A 22,522-nucleotide genomic window follows, 5' to 3' on the forward strand; every position below is an offset into this window, starting at 1 on the left:
CAGTTCGAAAGGCGATGCAAATTCGTTAACAAAATTGCTCGTATCTCGAATTCGATATCCGATAGCGCAATTATAAGCTGTATTTGCCGGGTGCAGGATTCGTCCATCCGACATGTCTGCATTCCCATCTTGTCATCATATGCCGCAAACTTGCGCAACGGCAAGGCGGAGTTTTGCAGAAAACCCATTATATCGGCGCTTGCGCACCGCTTATACATTATAAAACACGGCATATTGGCGCAGTTGGGCTTAACGGGGCTCTTGCAGTTGAAACTAAGGCCGGAACGCCGTATCTGCCATTGCGAGATTATGCGTGCAGATCCCAATTTCAGGTGATCCATCGCAAGGGATAAAAGATCGCGTGGCTTCACGCGTTTCAAGGAATGAAAATGACCAAGATCGTATTCGTATCTGCTGACGGCGCGACACGTACCGAAGTTGAGGCCGATAACGGTTCCAGCGTGATGGAAGCGGCCATTCGCAATGGCATTCCGGGCATCGACGCCGAATGCGGTGGCGCATGCGCCTGTGCTACCTGCCACGTCTATGTTGATGAAGAGTGGACGGAAACGGTTGGCGGGCCTGATCCGATGGAAGAAGACATGCTGGATTTCGCCTATGAGGTGCGTCCAACTTCGCGTCTGTCCTGCCAGATCCGCGTGACCGATGAGATCGACGGTCTCGTCGTTCAGGTGCCGGAACGCCAGAACTAAGAAAATGGCGGCTGCTCCGGGGATCGTTATAAAGAATGATATAGCGATCATCGGGGCAGGGCCTGTTGCACTTTTCGCCGTATTCCAGCTCGGCCTGTTCGGGTTCAGATGTCAGCTTATCGACGCGCTGGATCGGCCGGGCGGACAATGTTCCGCCTTCTATCCCGACAAGCCAATCTTCGATATTCCGGGTTTCCCCACGATCATGGGCGACGAGCTGGTTTCCCGGCTCCTGGAACAGATCGCGCCCTACGAACCCACATTCCATTACGGTCAGACCGTCACGACGTTGGAACGCGCTGGAGATCGCCTTGTCCTGACGACGGCCAACGATGCTTCATTTGCGGCGGATGCCGTGGTGATCGCTTCGGGTCTCGGTGCTTTCGGACCGGATGGCCAGATCGTGCGGCCCGATCCATTGGCCGAAATCGCTTTGGAAAGGGCTGGCAATGCCATTGCTGTCGCACCTGAAACTTTCGCGACCTCACAGCCCGATATCTATGCGATTGGCGATGCCTGCCATTATCCGGGCAAGCTGAAGCTAATCCTGTGCGGTTTTCATGAAGCCGCCCTCATGACGCAGGCTGTGCGCAAGAGGTTGCATAAAGCCGGATCGTAGGAATCAGCGCGGCAGTTGATTCATCTTTTCAAGACGATAGGTCAGCAGCCGCTCGAAGCGCTTTTCAAAATTGATGGTCTCGACGCGGTCGAAGCGTTGCTGCGCTTCGTCATGGGCTTCCATCAGTCGGGCGGTGATCCTGTCGATATCCTTGCGCAAAACGGCGCAGTCCGAGCGGGTGGGGAGGGCGCGGATCTGTCGTTCCATCTCGCTGGCATGGCTGCGCGCGATGACGATATGACTTTCCTCGTGACGGCGAATGTCCTGATAGAGCGTGTCCCAGATCAGCGCCAGTTCCGCTGTCGCCTTGCGGCGCTGCGCCCAGCGCGGCAGCGAGACTTTCGCGTGAACATTGACATAGACGTCCTGCACCTTGCAGGCCTTGCCCGGCGCACGACCATAGCGGACTTTGGCGTCGAATCGGATTTCAGCGGCGCCAGGATGATGCTGTCCTGTTTTCTTCAGAAAGGGGCCGCTGCGGGAGAGCGCCTTGTCGAGTTCGGCAGCTGTCTTGCCATTGACGGTGTAATATTTGAATTCACGGAAGATCGATGCGGCGTCGGCCTGAGATGCAAGGATTGCAAGAGCTGCGCCAAAAGCCAGAATCCGCTTTTTGAAAATCATATTCTGGCACCTTTTTCCTAAACTCGGAATAAACTCATATTTTGCCGTCGCAGCATGGCATGCAAACGTCAAGAGAACTATAACGCTTTGGTTAAATGACATTCGGCCAGCTTGGTTGCATCGCGGGCCTTAATTAGCATCTATACAGGAATATCCGGAAATGACGAAAATCTGGCAATTGGCTCACGGGCGCAGCCTTGAGTTCGGGGAAAAGTCCGTAATCATGGGCATTCTCAACATTACGCCGGATTCCTTTTCCGATGGTGGGCATCACAATGAATTCGAAACGGCGCTTGCCGCTGCCGGAAAGATGCTCGAGGACGGCGCCACCATCATTGATGTTGGCGGTGAATCGACGAGGCCGGGCGCTGAGAGCGTCGATGCCGCAACAGAGGTGGCCCGCGTCGTGCCGGTCATCCGGGCGCTGACGGAACGTTTCGGCTGCATCATTTCAGTCGATACGTATCGGGCTTCAACGGCCAGAGCGGCGGTGGAGGCTGGCGCGCATATCGTCAACGATGTCTGGGGGTTGCAGCGCGAACCGGCTATTGCCGATGTTGCCCGCGAGACGGGCGCAGGGCTTGTCATCATGCATACGACACGCGAGCGGGAAACCGATCCCGATGTCATCGAGGATCGCGCCTTTTTTCTAAAAAAGTCGCTGGAGATTGCCGCTGCGGCAGGCATTGATCGATCCCGCATCATGCTTGATCCGGGTTTCGGTTTCGGCAAGACCGTGGAGGAGGATGTGGTTTTGATGGCACGGATGGAGGAACTACATCGTTTCGGCTATCCGTGGCTGGTGGGCACATCGCGCAAACGCTTTGTGGGCACGATCACGGGCGAGACCGACCCTTTGAAGCGTGATATAGCTACGTCTGCGACCTCGGTTGCGTTGCGACTGGCGGGAGCCGACATCTTTCGCGTTCACAATGTCGCTTTTAATAGAGACGCACTTGCGGTTGCGGATGCTATCCTGCAAGTGAAGCGCAGCGAGAATATGAGAAAGTGAAGCCGTGTACACGATCCGGATTATGAATTGCGCATTCTTTGCGCACCACGGCGTGTTCGATGAAGAACACAAACTCGGTCAGCGTTTTTATGTCGACGCCATTCTGGATGTCGATCCCGGCAATGCGCTGGAAAGCGATGATATTGAAGGGACCGTCCATTATGGAACGGCTTTCACGGTGATCGAGGAAATCATCACCGGTCGCCAGCGCTATCTGATCGAAACGCTGGCGCTTGATGTCGCCAAGGCTCTGAGCAAGCGGTTTCCGCAGATCAAGCGCGCCGAAATCACCATTCGCAAGCCCAATGCGCCAGTGCCGGGTGTTCTGGATCATGTTGAGGTCACGGTGGTTCATCCGCAGTGAGTGCAGTCGCAGGACCCTATCGCGCCTGGCTTGGCCTCGGCGGGAATATTGACGACCCCGTTCTTTCGATGGGCAGCGCACTGCGCATGCTGGATGCGCGCGCGGATACGAGTGTGGTCGCGGTTTCACCCGTTTATCGCACCCCGCCATGGGGCAAGACCGATCAGGCCTGGTTTCACAATGCCTGCGCCGAGCTGCAAACCACGCTCGAACCGCTGGAACTGATTGCGACATGTCTCGACGTGGAGCGCTCGCTGAAACGCGTGCGGCTGGAGCGTTGGGGGCCGCGCATCATCGATATCGACATTCTGGCCATGCATGATGCTGCCGGGCAGCCTGTTGCGATGGCGCTGCCGGAACTCCAGTTGCCGCATCCGCGCATGCAGGAGCGGGCATTTGTGCTTGTGCCACTCAGCGATATCGCACCATCCTTGAAAGTCGCCGGGCGAACGGTTGCAGAATGGAAAGCGGACGTTCCATCATCCGAAATAGAAAAAGCCCGCACGGATGCGGGCTGGTGGAACCAATAAAACTGTAAAAGTCAGTTCTTGGCGATGCTGCCGACGGCGACATTATCAATGCGCTTGAGGCTCATGCCGATAACCGGAACGAGTTCCTTTTCGACACGCACCGACACGGTGACATTCATCGTGTTCTGATCGGAAATACGGGCCAGCATGGCGCCGTTCAGCTGTTTGCGATTGAGGCCGAACACCATCTTGTTGCCGCTGACGGAACCGGACGTAACGTCGAGGCCTTTGCCTTCCGACCCATCATTGAACTTGCCGGAATAGCCGGAGCCGACGCGGGTGACGGTAGCCTTCATGGGCTGCGAAAAGACGCCGACGCGGCAGCTGCCATCCAGCGTCATGCCAACGGCATCATCCGGTGTGGTGCCAGCAAGATTGCAGACGAATTTGGTGCCCTTGTACTTGCCGGCAACGATTTCGCCCGGGCCGGACCACTGGCCTTCGATCGTCTGGAAAAACTGCTTGTCCTTGTCTGCGGCCAGAACCGGCGCAGCGGAAAGCGAGACGGGCAGCAGCGTCAGGCAGGCAGCGATGCAATTCTTCATATTCGGCTCTGTCCCGGAATTTGCGACCTTTACTGGACGCCATTCCTAATCGTTGTTGGTCAGTATGTCACGACCGAATGTCGTGTCATACGCTGCAAAAAGCCGGAATAACCGGCACTATCAGAAACAATCGGACTGGATGGGCACACCGAAACAGGATTGTGCCAAACGACCAGATCACGCGATTCTGACGCAGGATTTCTATCCGCTAATAATCGTCGCGAATGGTTAACGCTTGGTTTTCATCGGGCTGGAAGTCAGTGGGTTTTCCGGGAAAAAACTCATGGTTTGGCCTTGGTCGCTGCGGCCTTGCCAGACCTGGGCGCGGCGTTTCGGTCGCCATTGACGCGCGCCAGATCGCCGATGAAATCGCTGATACCGGGGCGCTTTTCAGCGTTAAACGGGAAGGGGCGCACGACCTCCATCGCCGCTATGCCGATCCGCGCCGTCATGAGGCCGTTCACCACGCCTTCGCCGAGCTTGGCCGACAGCCGCGACGCCAGACCCTGCCCGACCAGTTGCTGAATCACGCTGTCGCCCATGGCAATGGTGCCAGTGACGGCCAGATGGGCGAGAACGCGCCGCGCGAGCTTGATAAAGCCAAGCGTGCCGGGCCTGCCGCCATAAAGCTGCGACAGTCTGCGAATGAGCCGCGCCGATTCAAAAATCACATAGCCAATATCGACAAGCGCCCGCGGGCTGATCGCCGTCACAATCGATACGCGCTTCGACGCGTTGAGAATGAGCGCGCGCGCTTCACGGTCGAGCGGGCGCAGAATTTCCGTTTCCGCGAGTCGGATCAGATCGCGCCCATCGATGATGTCGTCGGTCAAACCGTCCAGAAGCTGACGTCCACGCGCCGTTTCCGGCAGGTTGGCCGCAATGGCGCGCAATTCATCGACCGCTTTGCGCGCAGCCGCCATGTCATCGCGCTCTGCGGCGTCCGCCGCATCCCTGCGCAAATGCTGCACGGAGGCGAGGCGTCTCAGGGCCAGCAATTCACGGGTTATGATGGCGATGAAAGCGGCGAGGGCGACGAGTGCTACCGCCAGAGCGGTCCAGCCGAGCCAGCCTGCACGGGCAAAAAGCGCCTGAATGAGATCTTCGGTCCAGATGCCAACGGCAAAAGAAACCAGAACACCCAGTGCGCCGGTCAATATCTTGCCGAGCGACCATCCGCCAAACCAGCCCTTGCGCTTCGGTGCTTCGAAGGCTGGATCAAGAACTTCGAGTTCGGCGGCTTCTTCGTCGCTGAGTTCGAAAATATCCGGCTCTACGACGATCTGCTCCAAATCTTTGACGGCACGGGGTCGGCGCGGCGTCTCGTCAGGCGCTTCCGGTACCGGTTGAACGCGTGGCTGGGGGGCAACCTTGAAGGAGGTCGGTTTGCGCGGTGTGTCATCGCTCATGCCAGACGATCTCCGATCAGGAACTGAAGGGCGCGGTCGAGCCTTATATGAGGAAGCGATAGCGTCACACCCTCGGCGGTGCGTTCAAGGCGCGGGGGGCGGAACCGCACGAAGCGAATGGCAGGGTCTTCCGGTGTGGAAACCTGTTCAAAGATCGCATTAGGATTCTTTGGCAAGTCTCCAGGAAATATAGCTGTTTCTGTTTCACCATCGAAAACATCGCCGTCGATACGTTCGCCCTTGAGAGGCGTCCCGACGATGACCGGAAGAACCTCTTTTCCCTGTGTCACAGTCGCTTCGCGGGTTGCGCGCACGGCTGCCATGGCCAGAACATCGATGTCTGCGCCCGAAAAATTGGCGCGCTCGATGGCGCGTTCTACAAGACGACGTACAATGGCCTGCAAACGATCATGGCTTTCATGATGCAGATGGTCGGCCTTGGTTGCGGCCACCAGAATTCGCCCGATACGGCGCTGGATAAGGCCGGTCAGCAGATTGGAGCATCCGGGACGGAAACAGGACAGGATATCGGTCAGTGCACGTTCGAGGTCCGCCACCACGGCGCCTCCGGCATTCATGGCCTGCATCGCGTCGATCAGCACGATCTGGCGGTCCAGCCGAGCAATATGCTCGCGAAAGAACGGTTTCACGACATAGGTTTTATAGGCCTCATAGCGCCGTTCCATCATGGCCGCGAGCGATCCGGCCTTGATGTCTTCAGGTGCAAGGTTGGGTAGTGGCGCAAAGGTCAGCGCAGGCGAGCCATCAAGATCGCCAGGCATCAGGAAGCGACCGGGCGGCAGGGTGGACAATGCGCGTTCGTCCGCTTTTCCGGCCCGCAGATAGGCGGTAAAACTTTTTGCCAGCCGCTGCGCCGTCAGTTCATCCGCCTTTTCGGCTGGATCGACCGAGGCGGCATCCGCCAGCCACGGCTGCGCCAGATCGATATGGGTCGGTTCGTTGGCCAAGGCGAAGGAATCTGCGCTGAATTCGGCATAGTTCTTGCCGAGCAGTGGCAGATCGAGCAGCCATTCGCCGGGATAATCGACAATATCGACCGAGAGTCGTCCGGGAGACAGCCATCGCCCCCATGCTGATGCGGTTTCATACTCAATGGTCAGACGAAGCTGCGAAATGGCACGAGTGGAATCCGGCCAGACGCGTTCGTCGATAAGCGCCGACAGATGTTCTTCATATTGAAAACGCGGAACAGCGTCGTCTGGCTGCGGCTCAAGAAGCGCGCGGGATATCCGCCCCGACTTATACGCTTCGAACATCGGCAGCCTGCCGCCATGAACGAGATTATGGACCAGTGCAGTGATGAAAACCGTTTTACCGGCGCGGGACAGGCCCGTCACCCCAAGGCGCAGCGATGGAGAAAGAAGCCCGGTCGCCCGTTCCGTCAGTGTGTCCAGTGCGATTTTGGCTTCGTCGCCGATGCTGGTAAGCTTTGCCAATGATGTCCTCGCAGGGTGAATCCCGGTTCACGTATAAATAAGATGACGAACCCTTTTCGCAAGACGAAGGCGCGTCAGGATCCCGTTCAAGCTCACGGCTGCGGAAAACTTTCAAGAAATCCGTGTTCGCGGCTGAGATCGCTCAGCTTTTCAGAAAAAATGATTGTTGCGAGGGCGGCGGTGGGGAAACCGGCATGCAGACGGTCAAGGCTCTCCCGGTCGCCTTTGGCGCACAAGGCAAGCGCCAGATCTTCCATGCTCGGATTATGCCCGACCAGCATCAGCGTCTCGACATCGCCATGCGCGCGAACGGAGCGCAGATATTCCGCTGCGCCGCCGCTATAGATTTCGTCGTCTATGATGGTTTCGACCTCGACGCCCAGCCTTGTCTGCAGGCCGAAGGCGGTTTCCCGCGTACGGCAGGAGCCGGAAAGCACCACGCGGTCAGGCAGAAGGCCTGTCGCGCGCATCGCCTCGGCGAGCCTGTCGAGCGCGTTGTGGCCTTCCACATCCAGCGGCCTGTCGTAATCCTTCATTCCGGGCTTTGCCCAGACGGCTTTGGCATGTCGTAGGAGAAGCAAGCGACTCATCTGTACCGTCCCGAACGTGGCTACACAGATGTTTTGCCATGATTTTCGCTAAAATGCGCGGTTGCTGCGTCATGTGGCGTAATTTTCCACCGTTGCCTGACGTTTTTCACAGCGGATTGGTGCTGATTTATTGGGCATAATAGAGCAACGGTAACGGAATTGCTGAGATCATGTTTCCCGTTGCAATCTATTTTTAATCCTCGGTGTCATCTTCCAGACATAATGGCCGGAGTATCTGTTGCGCGCGCCATTTGCACAAATTTTTTGCAAATACACACAAAATTGATGCACTAAAAAGTAGTGGGATACGTTTCTTTGATGTTGTGTCGACTGGACGATGGACTTATATAACCGCACGCGTCTCCTAGATGTGGGGTGATTCAGAATGAGTGAATTAATCGACCTTGACTATAGGCCCACTGAAGACGAACCGTTCATGAATGAACGGCAGAAGTCTTACTTCCGAGCGAAACTAATCGCCTGGAGGAATGATATTCTTCGCGAAGCGCGTGAAACGCTTGATGCGCTACAGCAGGAAAATGCAAACCATCCCGATCTGGCGGATAGGGCATCCTCCGAAACGGACCGGGCAATCGAGCTTAGGGCTCGCGACAGACAGCGGAAGCTGATTTCCAAGATTGATGCGGCTTTGAGCCGGATTGACGAAGGCACTTATGGTTTCTGCGAAGAAACCGGCGAGCCGATCAGTCTGAAGCGTCTGGATGCACGCCCAATTGCGACATTGTCCATTGAGGCGCAGGAACGTCATGAGCGTCGTGAAAAAGTTTATCGCGACGACTAAGAACATAACGTTGGTTTGAGAAATTTCAAAGGCTGCGGGTGACCGCAGCCTTTTGTTTTTGCATGCCCGCCAAACTAAAAGCGCCAGCGGCATAACCGCTGGCGCTTTAAAGTCGAAACGAGAACCGCCGTCTTACGGGCGGGTTTCGTTCTTCGTCAGTTCGCCGAGAAGCTTTTCCATCTCATCTTCGATATCATCCGACGTCGTGTCGTCGGTTGCCGAGATGTCAAGCGAGCTCAAAAGTTCGCTTTCGAAGAAATCAGTCGTCAAATCCGCTTCCGGTTCAGGCGTTTCTTCCTTCACCGGCGTCACTTCCGTTTCAAGATCGGCCATAATGGCGTCGTGTAACGCACCCCCCAGTCCTTCCAGATCGTCATCTTCCGTTGCCGCTGTGGGCTGGACCGGTGCGGCGACTGCTACTTCCGGCTCGACGCGCTTCGGTTCGGATACATTGCTGAAATCCGGTGTCACGGTGGACGAAACGGACGGGCTCGTCACGTCGAGCGAAGGCGTGGGCGTGTTTGTCACGGCGGCTACCGGTTCACGCTCCGGCACGATGCTGCCGAGATTTGCCGAGGCGACCGTTGCAGCAGCGGCGCCAGCTGTTACGGCGGCGGTTCCCAGGTTTGACGTAGAGCTGACCACGCCGCGCGATACTTGGCTCAACGGATAGGCAGGATGAGCACGGGCAGGCGGCTGCGACGGCTGTGGTGGCTGGGCTGGAAGCACCGTGCGCGGCTGCGGCGGATAATTGGGTGCAGGGCGCGGTTGCGGACGATTCTGTGGTGCGGCCTGTACGGGCGGCGCGACCGGAGGGCGAACAGGGGCCTGCGGGGCGGCGGGAGTAACCGTTGGTGTCACCGGCGGGCGCGGTGGTACGCGCGGCGCAGCAACTTGCGGGGCTTCGTGTCTGACCGGTTCTTCCTTCGGCGGTTCCGGCTTGCGGTAGACCGGCGTTTCGATGGCCGAACTCAGCTGGATCGCTTCATCCTTGGCTGGCGTCGGTTCTGGCGCGGATGTCTGTGACGACAAAGCTGGCCGCTCGTTCACGTCGCTTGTGATCGTCGCTTCATGCTGACGAAAACGCTCGATATGTTCCGGCTCGATACGCGAGTTCTGCACGCGGGCATGGGCGCGTGATTCCATAACGATGTTCTGTTCGACAACCACATCCGTCGGGCCGCCGATAAGCAGCAGATGCTCGACATCGTCGCGACGGATGAGAACCAGCTTGCGGCGGCTATCCACGGCTGCGGCATCCATGACGGAGAGGCGCGGCTGGCGTGTCCGACCGTTCGAGACGAAAGTACCACCGCTGAAACGGCGGATGATACTCAAAACAACGAAAATTCCGCCGAGAATGATCGCAAATATAAGCACAAAGCCGACAATATTAGCCGCGCTTTCTCCAACGATGCCGCTGAGCCATTCCTTCATGCGGATACCCTCTTAAATTCAATATTCGAAAAACCCGACGAGCGGAGATTGTGCATCCCCCGACATTCCGCATCATCGCGCAACTTGCACTTTCCAGGACAGTAGTTGAATTTGCAAGCGTTGGGAATGTTCCATCGAATTGCGAGAAATCTATGATCCCCAACCAAAACGGTGAAAAACAACCGCATTTACACCGTTTCCGTGTAGCAACGCTTGTGCTGCTCGCCGATTAACGCATTCTGCGAATCGGATATACCCAGATGCATGGCGTTTCGCCCCGCTGCGCGATCGTTTATGGAGAACGCGCAAGAAGATGGGTGGCGACAGGATCGGGTTGCTAAATGAGTGAAAAGACGTCTTGGCTGATCGAAACAATGCACGGCACATTCACGGCCTGCGCAGAACAGTCATGCAGTATGGAAGGTCGGTGGGCTTGATGTCTCGACAGACGGACAACGCATATCCGAAACCGCTCGTTACACCGAAGCGCAATTCCAGCGGCGCGCTGCGTCTGCTGATCGTCGGCCTTTTGCTGACCGGGCTGGCGGTTGTCTACTTCCTTTTTCGCGACCGGATTGGTGATGGTTTCGCGCTTATCCTGATGGGCATTCTGTCGATGGTCGGCGTCTTCTATCTTCTGGGCGCGGCCACGGGCCTCATTCAGTTCAGCCAGCGCAAAGGCGGGCAAGATCTGGCGCATTCCTTCATGGATTCGCAGCCGGAAGGTACTGTCATCTCCGATTCTCGCGGTCAGATCGTTTATGCCAATCAGGCTTATGCCAACATGACCGGCGTTGCCAATGCCGACGGCATCCGCTCGCTTGACAATGTGCTGACGGCGGAACCGGCGGCATCCGACGCGATTTACCGTCTGACGAATGCCGTACGTGACGGTCTCTCCGGGCAGGAGGAAGTGCGACTGTCTGGCGGGCTGTCCCGTGAAGCCCATGGTTCGCTTGCACCGGTCTGGTATCGGATCAAAGCTCGTCCCATCGAAGCGGGGCAGGATTACAAAGGTCCGCTCGTCGCCTGGCAGATTGCCGACATTTCAGAAGAACGCGCCGAACAGGAACGCTTCTTTCAGGAATTGCAGGAAGCAATCAATCATCTCGATCATGCACCGGCAGGCTTCTTCTCTGCCGATCCGTCGGGCCGCATCATCTATCTCAACGCCACTTTGGCGGAATGGCTGGGCGTCGATCTCACAGCCTTCACACCGGGCTCGCTGACGCTCAACGAAATCGTAGCGGGCAGCGGCATGGCGCTGATCAAGGCCGTCAAGGCCGAGCCCGGCACCAGCCGCAACACGGTGATCGATCTCGATCTCATCAAGCGCAATGGCCAGAGCCTGGCCGTGCGGTTTTATCACCGTGTACAGGCGGCGCGCGACGGGACGCGCGGCACCAGTCGCACCATCGTTCTGGATCGTGCGGAGGGGGATGATTCCTCGGCTGCACTGCGTTCGGCAGAAGTTCGGTTCACGCGATTCTTCAATTCCGCGCCAATGGCCATTGCCGCCGTCGATGCGCAAGGGCACACGCTACGCACCAATGCGCGCTTCCTCGATATTTTCTCGTCCGTTGTGGATCGCGATTCCGTCGATCGCCGCGTGAAGCTTGAAAATGTCGTGCATGAGCGTGACCGCGAAGTCTTCACCAAGGCGCTTGCTGCGGCATTTGCCGGACAGGCGAGTATCTCGCCCGTCGATACTGTGCTTCCGGGCAATGAAGAACGGCATATCCGTTTCTATATGAGCCCGGTCAGCGATATGGGCGGGGAATCGTCGGAAGAAGCCGCGATCATTTCCGCCGTTGAAACGACGGAACAGAAAGCGCTCGAAAACCAGATGGCGCAGAGCCAAAAGATGCAGGCTGTGGGCCAGCTTGCCGGTGGTATCGCGCATGATTTCAACAACGTTTTGACGGCAATCATCATGTCGTCGGACCTGCTTCTGACCAATCATCGCGCGTCCGATCCGTCTTTCCCGGACATTATGAACATCAAGCAGAACGCAAACCGTGCCGCTTCGCTCGTGCGCCAGTTGCTTGCGTTCTCGCGCCGCCAGACGCTGCGTCCGGAAGTGCTGGACCTGACCGATGTTCTGGCCGATCTGCGCATGTTGCTGGCGCGTCTCGTCGGCAAGGATATCGAACTGAAGATTGATCATGGCCGCGACCTGTGGCCAGTCAAAGCCGATCTTGGCCAGTTCGAGCAGGTTGCGGTCAATCTCGCCGTCAATGCCCGCGATGCTATGCCTGAAGGCGGTGCAATCACGCTGCGGACCCGCAACGTGCCCGTCCATGAAGCGGCAAAGCTCAACTATCGCGATCTTCCTGAAGCCGATTATGTCGTCTTCGAGGTGGAAGACACCGGCACGGGCATTCCAGCCGATGTGCTTGAAAAGATTTTTGAGCCGTTCTTCACCACCAAGGAAGTCGGTAAGGGCACCGGTCTTGGCCTTTCGATGGTCTATGGCATCATCAAGCAAACCGGCGGCTTCATCTATTGCGATTCCGAAGTCGGCAAGGGAACGACCTTCAAGATCTTCCTGCCGCGCCTTATCGTGGAAAAGAGCGCCGAAGACGCGCCCGTCGCGGTCAAGGAAAAGAAGGTCGAAAAGGCAACGGACCTGTCCGGTTCCGCGACCGTCCTGCTCGTGGAAGACGAGGATGCCGTGCGTATGGGCGGCGTGCGCGCGCTCCAGTCGCGCGGTTATACGGTGCATGAAGCGGCTTCCGGCGTGGAAGCGCTGGAAATCATGGAAGAGCTGGGCGGCGAGGTGGATATCGTCGTATCCGACGTGGTCATGCCTGAAATGGACGGCCCGACGCTGTTGCGTGAGCTGCGCAAGACCTATCCGGACATCAAATTCGTGTTTGTTTCCGGTTATGCGGAAGATGCTTTTGCGCGTAACTTGCCAGCGGATGCAAAGTTCGGATTCCTGCCAAAACCGTTTTCGCTCAAGCAGTTGGCGACTACCGTTAAGGAAATGCTGGAGAAGCAGGACTGATGGATTTTACGTCCACGTTTCAGCAAAACAGTCATGCGTAGCGGTCGCATCGCGGTTTTCGGCGGCGGTCCGTCCGGACTGATTGCAACCGAAAAACTATCTGCCCTCGGATACGCCGTGACCGTCTACGAGCAGATGCCGACGGTTGGACGGAAATTTCTGCTGGCTGGAAAATCCGGTCTCAACATCACCCATGCGGAAGATTTCGCGGTCTTCGCAAGCCGTTTCGGCGCGGCCAATGCCCGGCTTCTGCCAATGCTGCAAAAGTTTGGGCCTCAACAACTACGCGACTGGGCTGACGGGCTTGGCGCTGAAACCTTTGTGGGGTCCTCGGATCGGGTGTTTCCCAAGGCGATGAAAGCATCGCCGCTTCTGCGCGCATGGGGACGCCGTCTGGAAGCGCAAGGCGTGCGGGTGCTGACGCGTCATCGCTGGGTGGGCTTTGAAGGCAATAGGCCTGTTGTGGAAACAGCCAAAGGCCGCGAAACCGTCGAATGCGATGCTGCGCTATTTGCTTTTGGCGGCGGAAGCTGGCCTAAACTCGGTTCAAATGGCGCCTGGATGCCGCATTTTGCCGAGAAGGGCATTACGATTGCGCCGTTGCGTTCCGCAAATTGCGGATTCGATGTTGCCTGGAGTGAGCATCTGGTGAGCCGTTTTGCAGGCGAACCGGTCAAATCCGTCACCATCACAAGCGTTGCGGGGACCACACAGGGCGAGTTCGTCGTCACGAAAACGGGTGTGGAAGGAGGCCTTGTTTACGCGCACGCAGCCGCCTTGCGGGACGCGCTGGAAGCAGACGGGCGGGCCGATCTGGTGCTCGATCTTGCGCCAGGGCGTAGCGTTGAGCGGCTCAAAGCCGATCTGGAACGACAGGACAGCAAGCTCAGCTTTGGCAATCTTTTGCGGAAGGGCGCTGGCTTGACCGGCGTGAAGGCAGCGCTCGTTGCTGAATATCTGCGCGATAAAAATCCTGACAAGCTGGCGCATGCCATCAAGGCGCTTCGCGTCCCTTTGCTGCGTACCCGTCCGATAGATGAGGTCATCTCTTCGGCTGGCGGTATCGTGTGGGATGAGATCGACCAGAATCAGATGTTGCAGAAAATGCCCGGCCTCTTTGTTGCCGGTGAGATGGTCGATTGGGAAGCACCCACCGGCGGCTATCTTTTAACGGCCTGTTTCACAATGGGCGTTGCCGCAGCCGAAGGTATCGACGGCTGGCTACAGGTATCCTGAGCGAACTGAAAGCTATCTGGAAAATGGCGCACCCGACAGGATTCGAACCTGTGACCTCTGCCTTCGGAGTAAAGAGGATGCGCTTATAACGCATTGAAAATAAAAACATATATCTATTTTTTTGTGCCCGTCTCATGCCGAATTTGTCCAATCGTTTCCAATCAATTCGCGGGGTAATGCGTACGATCTGCGTACACACTTAAAGCCGCGCCGCGAGAGCCCGCAGATGTTTCGGATTGTGGTGGGTGTACACTTTGGCCAACGTTTCCGTTGACACTGCCATATATTCGGAGACATCCAATATCTTCTCGCCATCTTGGGCAAACCAACTTGCACGGGTATGGCGGAGGGTATGTGGGGTCACATGCTTAAGTCCGGCTCTGATGCAAGCTGCACGGAAGCCCTTGTCGATGCTATGAATTCGTGTATTTGCATCGCCTTTTTGGTGGAATACATAGGGACCATTTGACCGTCTATGCCTACGTAACAAGTGACCAAACAACTTTGGGCCAAGTGGTATTCTCGCCCGCCTCTTGTTCGTTTCCTCTGCGTTAGGTTGATTGAAATCGAGCATCCGATTCACAAAGTCGATTTGAGACCACTCGAGCTCCAAAATCGCGGTCTTGCGTGCGCCAGTATAGACAGCGACGAGGATAAACAGCACCAGCCAATGCCGGCTCCGAAATTCCTTTCTCGCAGCACGAATTAGCTTTGCCACCTCATGTTTTGTAAGCCAGCGTTGGCGCGGCTTGCCGTCCTCTGGTAACTCAAGTCTTGGAAAGGGAACCATGCGGTTCATGGCAACACTGTGATTGAGTGCAGCCCTCAAGCATGTGAGTTCCCGCCGGACAGTAGCACGAGCCGCTTTGCGCTGAAGCTCATAAGCCTTTAGAGTTTCGCGATTAATTTCGGAGACTGTAGCCTGTTGCCAGAAGTCTAGGAGATGAACCATAGCATAAGCGATCCGCTGCGAGCGGGCTGGCTTATCTGCTTTGAATTTAGCGTAGTCGAGGAGCGCCTCTGCGACCAAAACTCTGTTTAATGCTTTCGGAGCATTTTTGGTTCGCCGGTTGCGGAGGAATTCTTCGAGCGCTTCTTCAGCTTCTGACAATATTCCTGTGCCCGTTGAAACGTCTTTCTGCTTTCCGCTGGTTTCGATGTATCGGATGAAAAAGTTCGGTCTTCCCTTTCGTGTGACAAGGCGCGGCCCTCTTTGATTTCTTGGCATGGCTCAACCTCGGTGTTCTTCAGAAATTCATCGATTGCGTTGATGGGAATTATAATGCTTCCGCCGATCCGATGATGTCGGAGCTGCTTGGAAGCTATGAGGGTGCGGATACGTTTGATCGGCCAACCGATACGGGCGGCCAGCTCTTTAGGCCTCTCGAACTTCTCAGTCATAGACTTCTCGCTCTATTTGGATATAAGTTAATGTACGAAGCTACGGATGACCAACTAAGGTCATTAATGTGTATATATAGACACAAATGGATATTTGATGCAACAGCGAGATTCGGTGAGTGAAATTGGAAGGCGCTTGGCGGAAGTCCGCCAGGATCTTGGATTCCACCAAATCCCGTTCGCGGAGACACTTGGGGTGTCGCAAAGTGCATACAAAAATTATGAACGCGGAGAGAGAGAAACCCCGACACGATTGATCATAGAAATTTGTAATCGGTTCGGTGTTAGCCCAGCTTGGATTCTTCTAAATCGCGGATCGAAATTTCAGAAGGACGCGGGCGATCTTCTTGAGGACGCGGTAATTGCAACCGATGAATTCCTTCAACAGAGATCGATCTATTTCTCACCCGAAAAAAAGGCCCGCGTCGTTCGTCATTTATACGAGTATGCGCTCGAACATGGTGAATTGGGCAGCACCTACACTGACAGCGCTCTGTCGGCCTTCGCCGCATAGGAGGAAGTCAATGTCCGACCGAAGAAAGAATAGTCAAGACGCGCTGAAGCGCATACTGAGTGAGCTGAGTTTCAACGCCATATCGGACAATGACAACTGCCCAGCAATAGACTTCGAGAATCTTCTTGATAGGATACAGAAACTTTACATCAGACTGCGCTTTTGGAGCATACCTCTAGGTGCCAGTTGTGCAATCCTCGCGATTTCAGGTGTTGACCAACCGTTTGAGCGGCAAATCATAATTATTGCTGTCATATATTCACTGCTTGCAGCGGGAATTGGGGTGGCTTTTGTGGCGGGTTGCCTCGAAAGAATTCTCCGGTCGTATGGCCGCATCAAAACGAAACCTTCGACACCAGAACGCGCTCAGCGTTAAGGGGAAAAATTTGTCAGTTGATCTTCAAGACCTTTCGCGGCGTCTGTTCAAGACCGCTGAGCAGCTATGGACCAACACAGCGCTGCGCCCTGACCAATATGCTCAGCCTGTTCTCGCTCTGATTGCTCTGCGACAGATGGAGGCGCGGTTTGATTTGGTTCACGCGGACCTGTCGAAAACCTTTACGGGCCGTCTGAAGCCCACACCGCAGGATTACCACGGCCACGGCGCGGTGTTCCTGCCCGACCACGCCCGCTTCTCTTACTTACTGGGCCTGCCGGAGACGGAAAACTTGGCCGAAGCGCTTAACGCGGCGATGGAGGCAATCACCGAGCATAACCCCGACCTCGCCGGTGTCCTGCCGCGAGGATATGGTGCGTTGCCCAATAGTGTTTTGCGCGAAGTGCTGCGACTGCTCGCACCCCTGAAGATCGAGGGCGACGCCTATGGCCTGATCTTTGAATATTTCATGGGGGAGTTTGCCAGCGCCTTCATGCAGAAGGGCGGGGAGTATTTCACGCCCAGCTCCATCGTTAAGCTGATCGTGGAAGTGATCGAACCCTATCACGGCAAAATCTTCGACCCGGCATGTGGCTCGGGGGGCATGTTCGTCCATTCTGCAGATTTCGTGAAACGTCACCACAAGAACCCCAGCCGCGAGATCAGCATCTACGGGGCCGAGAAGATGGAGGACACGCAGAAGCTCTGCCGCCTCAATCTCGCGGTGCATGGCCTCAGCGGCGACGTTCGGGTGGCGAACAGCTATTACGAAGACCCGCACAAGATGGTGGGCGCGTTCGATTTTGTGATGGCGAACCCGCCATTCAACCAGTCCGAGGTGGATCGCTCGCGGCTGGTCAACGATGCCGGGCATGTCGAGGCGCGCTTTTCGCTGGGTGTGCCCACGGTCAATAATGCGAACTATCTTTGGATCGGTCTCTTTGCCGCCGCGCTGAATGAGCAAGGGCGCGCGGGCTTTGTCATGGCGAATTCGGCCTCTGACGCGGGCGGGTCCGAGCGCGAGCTGCGGCGCAAGTTGATTGAATCCGGCGCGGTGGATGTGATCGTCAGCACCTCACCCAACATGTTCTTCACCGTCACCCTGCCGGTGACCCTGTGGTTCCTCGACAAGGGCAAGAAGGACACGCCCCGCGCCGATGAGGTGCTGTTCATCGACGCACGGCAAATCTTCCGTCAAGTCAGCCGCGCCCAGCGTGACTTCACGCCGGACCAGATCGAGTTCATCGGCAATATCGTTCGGCTATGGCGCGGGCAGGATGCGGAGACATTGGCAGGCAGCGCCGAGAAGATGGCCGAAATCTTCGGCGATGCTGGCTATGGCGATGTGCCCGGACTGTGCAAAGTTGCCACCCGCGCCGAGATTGCCGCGCAGGACTGGAGCCTGAACCCCGGGCGCTATGTCGGAGTCGCGCCAGGCGAGCAGGTGGACGATGGAAACTTCCGCGAGCGATTTGCAGCACTGCAGGAAGAACTGGAGGGGCTGAGCGTCGAAGCGGCCCGCTTGCAAGATGAGATTGCTAAAAATGTTGCGGAGGTGCTGGCATGATCCCAGACCTTTATCCTGTCGGAAACGTAATTGAGGTTCAGCCCCGAAAACACAAGTTTAAGACCAACGAATATCGGGCGACTGGCTCAGTCCCAATTATAGACCAAAGTACTGACTTTATCGCAGGCTTCACGGATGAAACAGATCGTGCTTATGATGGGGAGCTCCCAGTCATCATTTTTGGCGATCACACTTGCTGCTTGAAGTTCATTGATTTTCGCTTCGCGGTCGGTGCTGACGGAACTCAGCTGTTGCGGCCCGTCGAAGGCCTGGATGCCCGCTATCTCTATTATGCGCTGCACGCCGTGGATCTAAAGCAGTTTGGCTATCAACGGCATTTCAAGCTACTCAAAGACTGTGAAGTTCGAGTCCCTTGCCTTGAAACCCAACGCCGCATAGCGTCGATCCTTGGGGCGTATGACGATCTGATCGAGGTAAACCGGAGGCGGATCGCGGTGCTGGAGGAGATGGCGCGGGGGCTGTTCGAGGAGTGGTTCGTCCGCTTCCGTTTCCCCGGCCATGAAGCGGTGTCGATCCTCGACACACCCGATGGCCCGCTGCCTGAGGGGTGGACTTGGGGTGCCGCCGCCGACCTTATTACGTTCGATCCAAGAACTCTCATCCCTCGCGACGGACTAAAGCCGTTCATCTCGATGGGCCATCTCGACACGACAACTTCGCTTATCGCGCCGCCGGAAGAACGAGACGGCAACTCCGGTGCGAAGTTCCGCAACGGAGACACGCTGTTTGCCCGGATCACGCCCTGTTTGGAAAACGGAAAAACGGGGTTGGTGCGCGGCTTGCCGGGGCAAGATGGCATCGGCTTTGGTTCGACAGAATTTATCGTCATGCGTGGCGAAACTGCGGGGCCAGCGTTCACCTATTGCCTCGCTCGCCAACCATCGTTTCGTGACAATGCGCGGAACTCAATGTCTGGGGCCACAGGCCGCCAACGTGCCCGAACAGAGAGCCTTGCCTCCTTAGCGATGCCTGTCCCGGCACTTGACCTCCTCCGTAGGTTCGACGCGGTAGTCTGGCCGATGTTAGAACTGGTTGGCTTTCTGGGAACTGCGAATGTGAAGCTCGGCGCCTCTCGCGACCTCCTGCTCCCGCGCCTGATCTCCGGCCAGCTTTCCGTCGCCGAGGTTGAACGCCAACTGGAAGAGGCCGCCTGACATGGCGCGGGGGCTTACTGGCATCGTCGCTTCCGAGGATGGCATTGTCGAAAAGCCAGCCCTCGCGCTGTTGCGGGAACTGGGCTGGCAGCATGTCGATCTGCACGGCGAGCAACCGGGGCCTGCCAATCCCACGGGGCGCACCAGCTTTCAGCAGGCGTATTTTCCCGCACATCTGAAAGCGGCGCTGCGCAAGCTGAACCCGGCCCTGCCAGCCGAGGCCCTTGCTCAGGCCGAAACGGAATTGACCCGCGACCGCTCGGCCATGCTGCCGGTCGCCGCCAATCGCGAAGTGCTGCTGCTCATTCGAAATGGCGTTCCGGTTCAGGTGCGGCGCGATGACGGCAAGTTCGATGACCTGCTGGTGCGGGTGATCGACTGGCGGGACATCTCTGCCAATCACTTCCTTGTCGCCAGTCAGGTCTGGATCGACGGGGTGCTGCACCGGCGACGGCCCGATACCATCGGTTTCGTCAACGGGTTGCCGCTGCTGCTGGCGGAATGGAAAGGCCCGGCCTGTCCACTCGCCGATGCCTATGACAACAACCTGCGGGACTATCGCGACACGATCCCGCAACTGTTCCCGGCCAATGGCTTTGTGATCCTGTCGAACGGGCTGGGGGCGGTGATGGGGGCGGCCCATGCGCCCTATGAAGTCTTCGCGCCGTGGAAGCGGTTGGAGGAAGACGGGCCCGACGATCCCAGCCTTGAAACTTTGCTGCGCGCCACCTGCGAACCTGCCCGCTTCCTCGACCTGATCGAGAGTTTCGTGCTGTTTGACGAGGCGCGCGGGGGCCTGCGCAAGATCGTCGGCAAATATCATCAGGTGCTGGGGGTCAACCGCGCCATTGATGCCGTCCGCCATATCGAAAGCAATCAGGGGCGGCTGGGCGTGTTCTGGCACACGCAGGGATCGGGCAAGAGCCTGTCCATGGTGATGTTCGCGGAAAAGGTGCTGCGGCGGCTGGGCGGGAATTACACCTTCGTCATCGTGACCGATCGCACCGAACTGGATGACCAGATTGCCGGGCAATTCGCCTCGGCGGGCGCGCTCACCAAGGATATTCATCAGGCACAGGCGGGCAGCCGCGCCCATCTGAAAGAGTTGCTGGCGGGCAATGAACGCTATGTGTTCACCCTGATCCAGAAGTTCAGCACGGCGGACAAGGAACCGATGCCGGTGCTGTCCGAACGCTCGGACATCATCGTGATGACCGACGAGGCCCATCGCAGCCAGTATGACCAGCTTGCCGCCAATATGCGGGCGGCGCTGCCCAATGCGTCCTTCATCGGCTTCACCGGCACGCCGCTGATCCAGGGCGAAGAAAGCCGGACCCGCGAGGTGTTCGGCGATTACGTCTCCGTCTATGATTTCGCCCAGTCCGTGCGGGACGGCGCAACCGTTCCCCTGTTCTACGAGGCAAGAAAGCCGGAGCTGCAGCTTAACGCCGATGAACTGCGGGAGGAGTTGGACACCCTGCTTGAAGAAGCCATGCTGGACGAGGAGCAGGAAAAGAAGCTCAGCCAGCAGTTTGGGCGGCAATATACGCTCATCACCGCGCCCAACCGGCTGGACAAGGTGGCTGAGGACGTGGCGCTGCACTTCGCCATGCGGGGCTATCGCGGCAAGGCGATGTTCGTCGCCATCGACAAGGCAACCGCCGTCGCCATGCACGATAGGGTCAAGGCCGAGGTCGCCCGCCTGATCGCGCAGGACGAGGAACGTCTGAAGACTGCCCATGAGGCGGAGGGCGCGGCGATAGCCGAGCGGCTGATGTGGCTGCGCGAACTCGATATGGCGGTGGTGGTCAGCCAGAGCCAGAACGAGATCGACGACCTGCGCAAGAAGGGCCTCGACATCCTGCCGCACCGGGAGCGGATGCAACGGGAGGATTTGGAGGCGAAGTTCAAGGACGCCGACGATCCGCTGCGGCTAGTGTTCGTCTGCGCCATGTGGATCACTGGCTTCGACGTGCCCACCATCGGCACCGTCTATCTCGACAAGCCGATGAAAAACCATACTCTGATGCAGACCATAGCGCGGGCCAACCGCCGGTCTGAAGGCAAGACATCGGGCGTCATCGTCGATTATGTCGGCGTGTTCCAGAATCTCCAGAAAGCGCTGGCCATCTATGCGGGTGGTGGAGGTGAGGAGACGCCGATCAAGGACAAGCAAGCGCTTGTCACCGCTCTGGAAGATGCACTTGCTGCGGCCCGGTCCTTCATTCAGCCATTGGGAATAGAGCCGGAGGCGATCACGGCGGTTCGTGATTTCGACCGGGTGCGGCTAATCAATCAAGCGGTGGAAACTCTGATCGCGCCGGACGAGCGCCGCCGCGAGTTCCTGCGACTGACGGCGGCAGTCACCAAGGCATATAAGGCGCTCTTGCCGGACGAACGGGCCGCGCCCTATCTTCGGCCTGTAGCCGTTCTCCACACGCTTTCCGACGCCGTGAAAGCAAAGCTGGGCCCGGTCGATATATCCGCCATTTCCGCGCGTATCGCCGAGCTTCTGGACGAGAAGCTGGAAGGCGTTGCGATCCTCACCCCCATCGTCGAAGGCAATAGCTCCGAGGGGCGCGTGGACCTTTCCGGCATCGACTTTGACAAGCTGGCCGATCTTTTCGCCGCCAGCCCAAAAGTCACCGCCAAAAAGCTGCGCGACGAGGCGGAGGACAAGGCCCGGAAAATGGCTGAGGCCAATCCCACCCGGCAGCATCTGGTGGAGCGGCTGGAAAAGCTGATTGCCGATTACAACGCCGGTTCGGTCGATGCCGAGCAGTTCTTCGAAGCTCTGAAGGCGTACATCGGGGAGATGGACGAGGAGGAGAAGCGCGCGGCCCGCCACGAACTGACCGAGGAGGAACTGGCGATCTTCGACCTGCTGACCACGCCCGAACCCAAGCTCACGAAGGCGGAGGAGCAGGACGTCAAACGGGTGGCGCGATCCCTGCTGGAAAAGCTGCACGACCTGACCGGAGCGATAGACTGGGTTCGTGGCCAGGAAACGCGGGGCGCGGTCTGGACAGAGATCAGGCAGCGCCTCAATGAACTGCCCGAAAATCCCTATCCGCAAGCATTGTGGAACAGCAAGGTGGAGCAGGTCTGGGATTTTGTTCTGCGGCGATATGCCTGACCATT

Annotated in this window: 21 protein-coding genes; 13 read left to right on the forward strand and 8 right to left on the reverse strand. The window is 57.4% G+C overall.

What is annotated here, in order from left to right:
• Nucleotides 1-389: 389 nt before the first annotated feature.
• Both HWD97_RS06910 and HWD97_RS06915 read left to right on the forward strand, forming a co-directional pair.
• Nucleotides 390-713, forward strand: coding sequence for a 2Fe-2S iron-sulfur cluster-binding protein (locus HWD97_RS06910; RefSeq protein ID WP_109370221.1), 324 nt, complete (start codon nucleotides 390-392; stop codon nucleotides 711-713).
• Nucleotides 714-717: 4 nt separating this feature from the next.
• Nucleotides 718-1,332: an NAD(P)/FAD-dependent oxidoreductase gene (locus HWD97_RS06915; protein WP_109368930.1), complete on the forward strand. Its 615-nt coding sequence runs from the start codon at nucleotides 718-720 to the stop codon at nucleotides 1,330-1,332.
• 3 nt (nucleotides 1,333-1,335) lie between these two features.
• Here the strand turns inward: HWD97_RS06915 and HWD97_RS06920 are convergent, their stop codons facing one another.
• Nucleotides 1,336-1,956 (reverse strand): DUF922 domain-containing Zn-dependent protease, encoded by a 621-nt coding sequence (locus tag HWD97_RS06920; protein WP_109368931.1) that lies wholly within the window; start codon nucleotides 1,954-1,956, stop codon nucleotides 1,336-1,338.
• Between the two features lie 160 nt (nucleotides 1,957-2,116).
• Between HWD97_RS06920 and folP the strand changes: the two genes are divergently transcribed.
• From folP to folK, 3 genes are all read left to right on the forward strand, one after another.
• Nucleotides 2,117-2,968 carry a dihydropteroate synthase gene (gene folP, locus HWD97_RS06925; RefSeq protein ID WP_371834894.1) on the forward strand — a complete coding sequence of 284 codons (852 nt, stop codon included), beginning with the start codon at nucleotides 2,117-2,119 and terminating at the stop codon, nucleotides 2,966-2,968.
• Between the two features lie 4 nt (nucleotides 2,969-2,972).
• Nucleotides 2,973-3,332, forward strand: a complete 360-nt coding sequence (gene folB, locus HWD97_RS06930; protein WP_109368933.1) for a dihydroneopterin aldolase — start codon at nucleotides 2,973-2,975, stop codon at nucleotides 3,330-3,332.
• A 68-nt stretch (nucleotides 3,333-3,400) separates the two neighbouring features.
• Nucleotides 3,401-3,862, forward strand: a complete 462-nt coding sequence (folK, locus tag HWD97_RS06935) for a 2-amino-4-hydroxy-6-hydroxymethyldihydropteridine diphosphokinase (RefSeq protein WP_371834913.1) — start codon at nucleotides 3,401-3,403, stop codon at nucleotides 3,860-3,862.
• 11 nt (nucleotides 3,863-3,873) lie between these two features.
• Here folK and HWD97_RS06940 read toward each other — a convergent pair whose 3' ends face one another.
• The 4 genes from HWD97_RS06940 to HWD97_RS06955 all read right to left on the reverse strand — a co-directional run bounded on the left by HWD97_RS06940 (nucleotide 3,874) and on the right by HWD97_RS06955 (nucleotide 7,863).
• Complete coding sequence (locus tag HWD97_RS06940; RefSeq protein WP_109368935.1) at nucleotides 3,874-4,407, reverse strand: hypothetical protein; 534 nt, start codon at nucleotides 4,405-4,407, stop codon at nucleotides 3,874-3,876.
• Between the two features lie 281 nt (nucleotides 4,408-4,688).
• Nucleotides 4,689-5,816: a YcjF family protein gene (locus tag HWD97_RS06945; RefSeq protein WP_109368936.1), complete on the reverse strand. Its 1,128-nt coding sequence runs from the start codon at nucleotides 5,814-5,816 to the stop codon at nucleotides 4,689-4,691.
• Nucleotides 5,813-7,273 (reverse strand): YcjX family protein, encoded by a 1,461-nt coding sequence (locus tag HWD97_RS06950; protein WP_371834895.1) that lies wholly within the window; start codon nucleotides 7,271-7,273, stop codon nucleotides 5,813-5,815. The genes HWD97_RS06945 and HWD97_RS06950 overlap by 4 nt, the downstream gene beginning before the upstream one ends.
• Nucleotides 7,274-7,365: 92 nt before the next feature.
• A complete protein-coding gene (locus HWD97_RS06955; RefSeq protein ID WP_371834896.1) occupies nucleotides 7,366-7,863 on the reverse strand; it encodes a histidine phosphatase family protein in 498 nt (165 codons plus the stop codon).
• 385 nt (nucleotides 7,864-8,248) lie between these two features.
• On the opposite strand from HWD97_RS06955, the gene dksA reads away from it, so the two are divergent.
• The gene (dksA, locus tag HWD97_RS06960; protein WP_109368939.1) at nucleotides 8,249-8,665 is read left to right on the forward strand and encodes an RNA polymerase-binding protein DksA; all 417 of its coding nucleotides are present in this window, start codon (nucleotides 8,249-8,251) and stop codon (nucleotides 8,663-8,665) included.
• A 132-nt stretch (nucleotides 8,666-8,797) separates the two neighbouring features.
• On the opposite strand, the gene HWD97_RS06965 is transcribed toward dksA, so the two are convergent.
• Complete coding sequence (locus HWD97_RS06965; protein WP_124915979.1) at nucleotides 8,798-10,102, reverse strand: flagellar biosynthetic protein FliO; 1,305 nt, start codon at nucleotides 10,100-10,102, stop codon at nucleotides 8,798-8,800.
• 409 nt (nucleotides 10,103-10,511) lie between these two features.
• On the opposite strand from HWD97_RS06965, the gene cckA reads away from it, so the two are divergent.
• On the forward strand, nucleotides 10,512-13,112 hold the full coding sequence (cckA, locus tag HWD97_RS06970) for a cell cycle histidine kinase CckA (RefSeq protein ID WP_371830780.1): 2,601 nt from the start codon (nucleotides 10,512-10,514) through the stop codon (nucleotides 13,110-13,112).
• A 33-nt stretch (nucleotides 13,113-13,145) separates the two neighbouring features.
• A complete protein-coding gene (locus HWD97_RS06975) occupies nucleotides 13,146-14,348 on the forward strand; it encodes a TIGR03862 family flavoprotein (RefSeq protein ID WP_109368942.1) in 1,203 nt (400 codons plus the stop codon).
• A gap of 199 nt (nucleotides 14,349-14,547) precedes the next feature.
• Here HWD97_RS06975 and HWD97_RS06980 read toward each other — a convergent pair whose 3' ends face one another.
• Nucleotides 14,548-15,459, reverse strand: coding sequence for a tyrosine-type recombinase/integrase (locus HWD97_RS06980; RefSeq protein ID WP_371834897.1), 912 nt, complete (start codon nucleotides 15,457-15,459; stop codon nucleotides 14,548-14,550).
• Complete coding sequence (locus tag HWD97_RS06985; RefSeq protein ID WP_371834898.1) at nucleotides 15,387-15,749, reverse strand: hypothetical protein; 363 nt, start codon at nucleotides 15,747-15,749, stop codon at nucleotides 15,387-15,389. The genes HWD97_RS06980 and HWD97_RS06985 overlap by 73 nt, the downstream gene beginning before the upstream one ends.
• 97 nt (nucleotides 15,750-15,846) lie before the next feature.
• On the opposite strand from HWD97_RS06985, the gene HWD97_RS06990 reads away from it, so the two are divergent.
• From HWD97_RS06990 to HWD97_RS07010, 5 genes are read left to right on the forward strand one after another with little or no spacing between them, the layout of a single operon-like run.
• Entirely contained in the window at nucleotides 15,847-16,263 is a 417-nt protein-coding gene (locus tag HWD97_RS06990) for a helix-turn-helix domain-containing protein (protein WP_371834899.1), read from the forward strand.
• A gap of 10 nt (nucleotides 16,264-16,273) precedes the next feature.
• Nucleotides 16,274-16,639 carry a hypothetical protein gene (locus HWD97_RS06995; RefSeq protein WP_371834900.1) on the forward strand — a complete coding sequence of 122 codons (366 nt, stop codon included), beginning with the start codon at nucleotides 16,274-16,276 and terminating at the stop codon, nucleotides 16,637-16,639.
• 10 nt (nucleotides 16,640-16,649) lie between these two features.
• A complete protein-coding gene (locus HWD97_RS07000) occupies nucleotides 16,650-18,206 on the forward strand; it encodes an N-6 DNA methylase (protein ID WP_371834901.1) in 1,557 nt (518 codons plus the stop codon).
• The gene (locus HWD97_RS07005) at nucleotides 18,203-19,381 is read left to right on the forward strand and encodes a restriction endonuclease subunit S (protein WP_371834902.1); all 1,179 of its coding nucleotides are present in this window, start codon (nucleotides 18,203-18,205) and stop codon (nucleotides 19,379-19,381) included. The genes HWD97_RS07000 and HWD97_RS07005 overlap by 4 nt, the downstream gene beginning before the upstream one ends.
• 1 nt (nucleotide 19,382) lies before the next feature.
• The gene (locus tag HWD97_RS07010; protein ID WP_371834903.1) at nucleotides 19,383-22,517 is read left to right on the forward strand and encodes a type I restriction endonuclease subunit R; all 3,135 of its coding nucleotides are present in this window, start codon (nucleotides 19,383-19,385) and stop codon (nucleotides 22,515-22,517) included.
• Nucleotides 22,518-22,522 lie beyond the last annotated feature (5 nt).

It is taken from the genome of Ochrobactrum sp. C6C9, from assembly GCF_022627935.1.
In the GTDB taxonomy this organism is placed as follows: domain Bacteria; phylum Pseudomonadota; class Alphaproteobacteria; order Rhizobiales; family Rhizobiaceae; genus Brucella; species Brucella teleogrylli.

Coding starts and splice junctions, on each gene's coding strand:
- HWD97_RS06910 (WP_109370221.1), top strand. CDS start 390: ATGACCAAGATCGTATTCGTATCTGCTGACGGCGCGACACGTACCGAA.
- HWD97_RS06915 (WP_109368930.1), top strand. CDS start 718: ATGGCGGCTGCTCCGGGGATCGTTATAAAGAATGATATAGCGATCATC.
- HWD97_RS06920 (WP_109368931.1), bottom strand. CDS start 1,956: ATGATTTTCAAAAAGCGGATTCTGGCTTTTGGCGCAGCTCTTGCAATC.
- folP (WP_371834894.1), top strand. CDS start 2,117: ATGACGAAAATCTGGCAATTGGCTCACGGGCGCAGCCTTGAGTTCGGG.
- folK (WP_371834913.1), top strand. CDS start 3,401: ATGGGCAGCGCACTGCGCATGCTGGATGCGCGCGCGGATACGAGTGTG.
- HWD97_RS06940 (WP_109368935.1), bottom strand. CDS start 4,407: ATGAAGAATTGCATCGCTGCCTGCCTGACGCTGCTGCCCGTCTCGCTT.
- HWD97_RS06945 (WP_109368936.1), bottom strand. CDS start 5,816: ATGAGCGATGACACACCGCGCAAACCGACCTCCTTCAAGGTTGCCCCC.
- HWD97_RS06955 (WP_371834896.1), bottom strand. CDS start 7,863: ATGAGTCGCTTGCTTCTCCTACGACATGCCAAAGCCGTCTGGGCAAAG.
- dksA (WP_109368939.1), top strand. CDS start 8,249: ATGAGTGAATTAATCGACCTTGACTATAGGCCCACTGAAGACGAACCG.
- HWD97_RS06965 (WP_124915979.1), bottom strand. CDS start 10,102: ATGAAGGAATGGCTCAGCGGCATCGTTGGAGAAAGCGCGGCTAATATT.
- cckA (WP_371830780.1), top strand. CDS start 10,512: ATGCAGTATGGAAGGTCGGTGGGCTTGATGTCTCGACAGACGGACAAC.
- HWD97_RS06975 (WP_109368942.1), top strand. CDS start 13,146: ATGCGTAGCGGTCGCATCGCGGTTTTCGGCGGCGGTCCGTCCGGACTG.
- HWD97_RS06985 (WP_371834898.1), bottom strand. CDS start 15,749: ATGACTGAGAAGTTCGAGAGGCCTAAAGAGCTGGCCGCCCGTATCGGT.
- HWD97_RS06990 (WP_371834899.1), top strand. CDS start 15,847: ATGCAACAGCGAGATTCGGTGAGTGAAATTGGAAGGCGCTTGGCGGAA.
- HWD97_RS06995 (WP_371834900.1), top strand. CDS start 16,274: ATGTCCGACCGAAGAAAGAATAGTCAAGACGCGCTGAAGCGCATACTG.
- HWD97_RS07005 (WP_371834902.1), top strand. CDS start 18,203: ATGATCCCAGACCTTTATCCTGTCGGAAACGTAATTGAGGTTCAGCCC.
- HWD97_RS07010 (WP_371834903.1), top strand. CDS start 19,383: ATGGCGCGGGGGCTTACTGGCATCGTCGCTTCCGAGGATGGCATTGTC.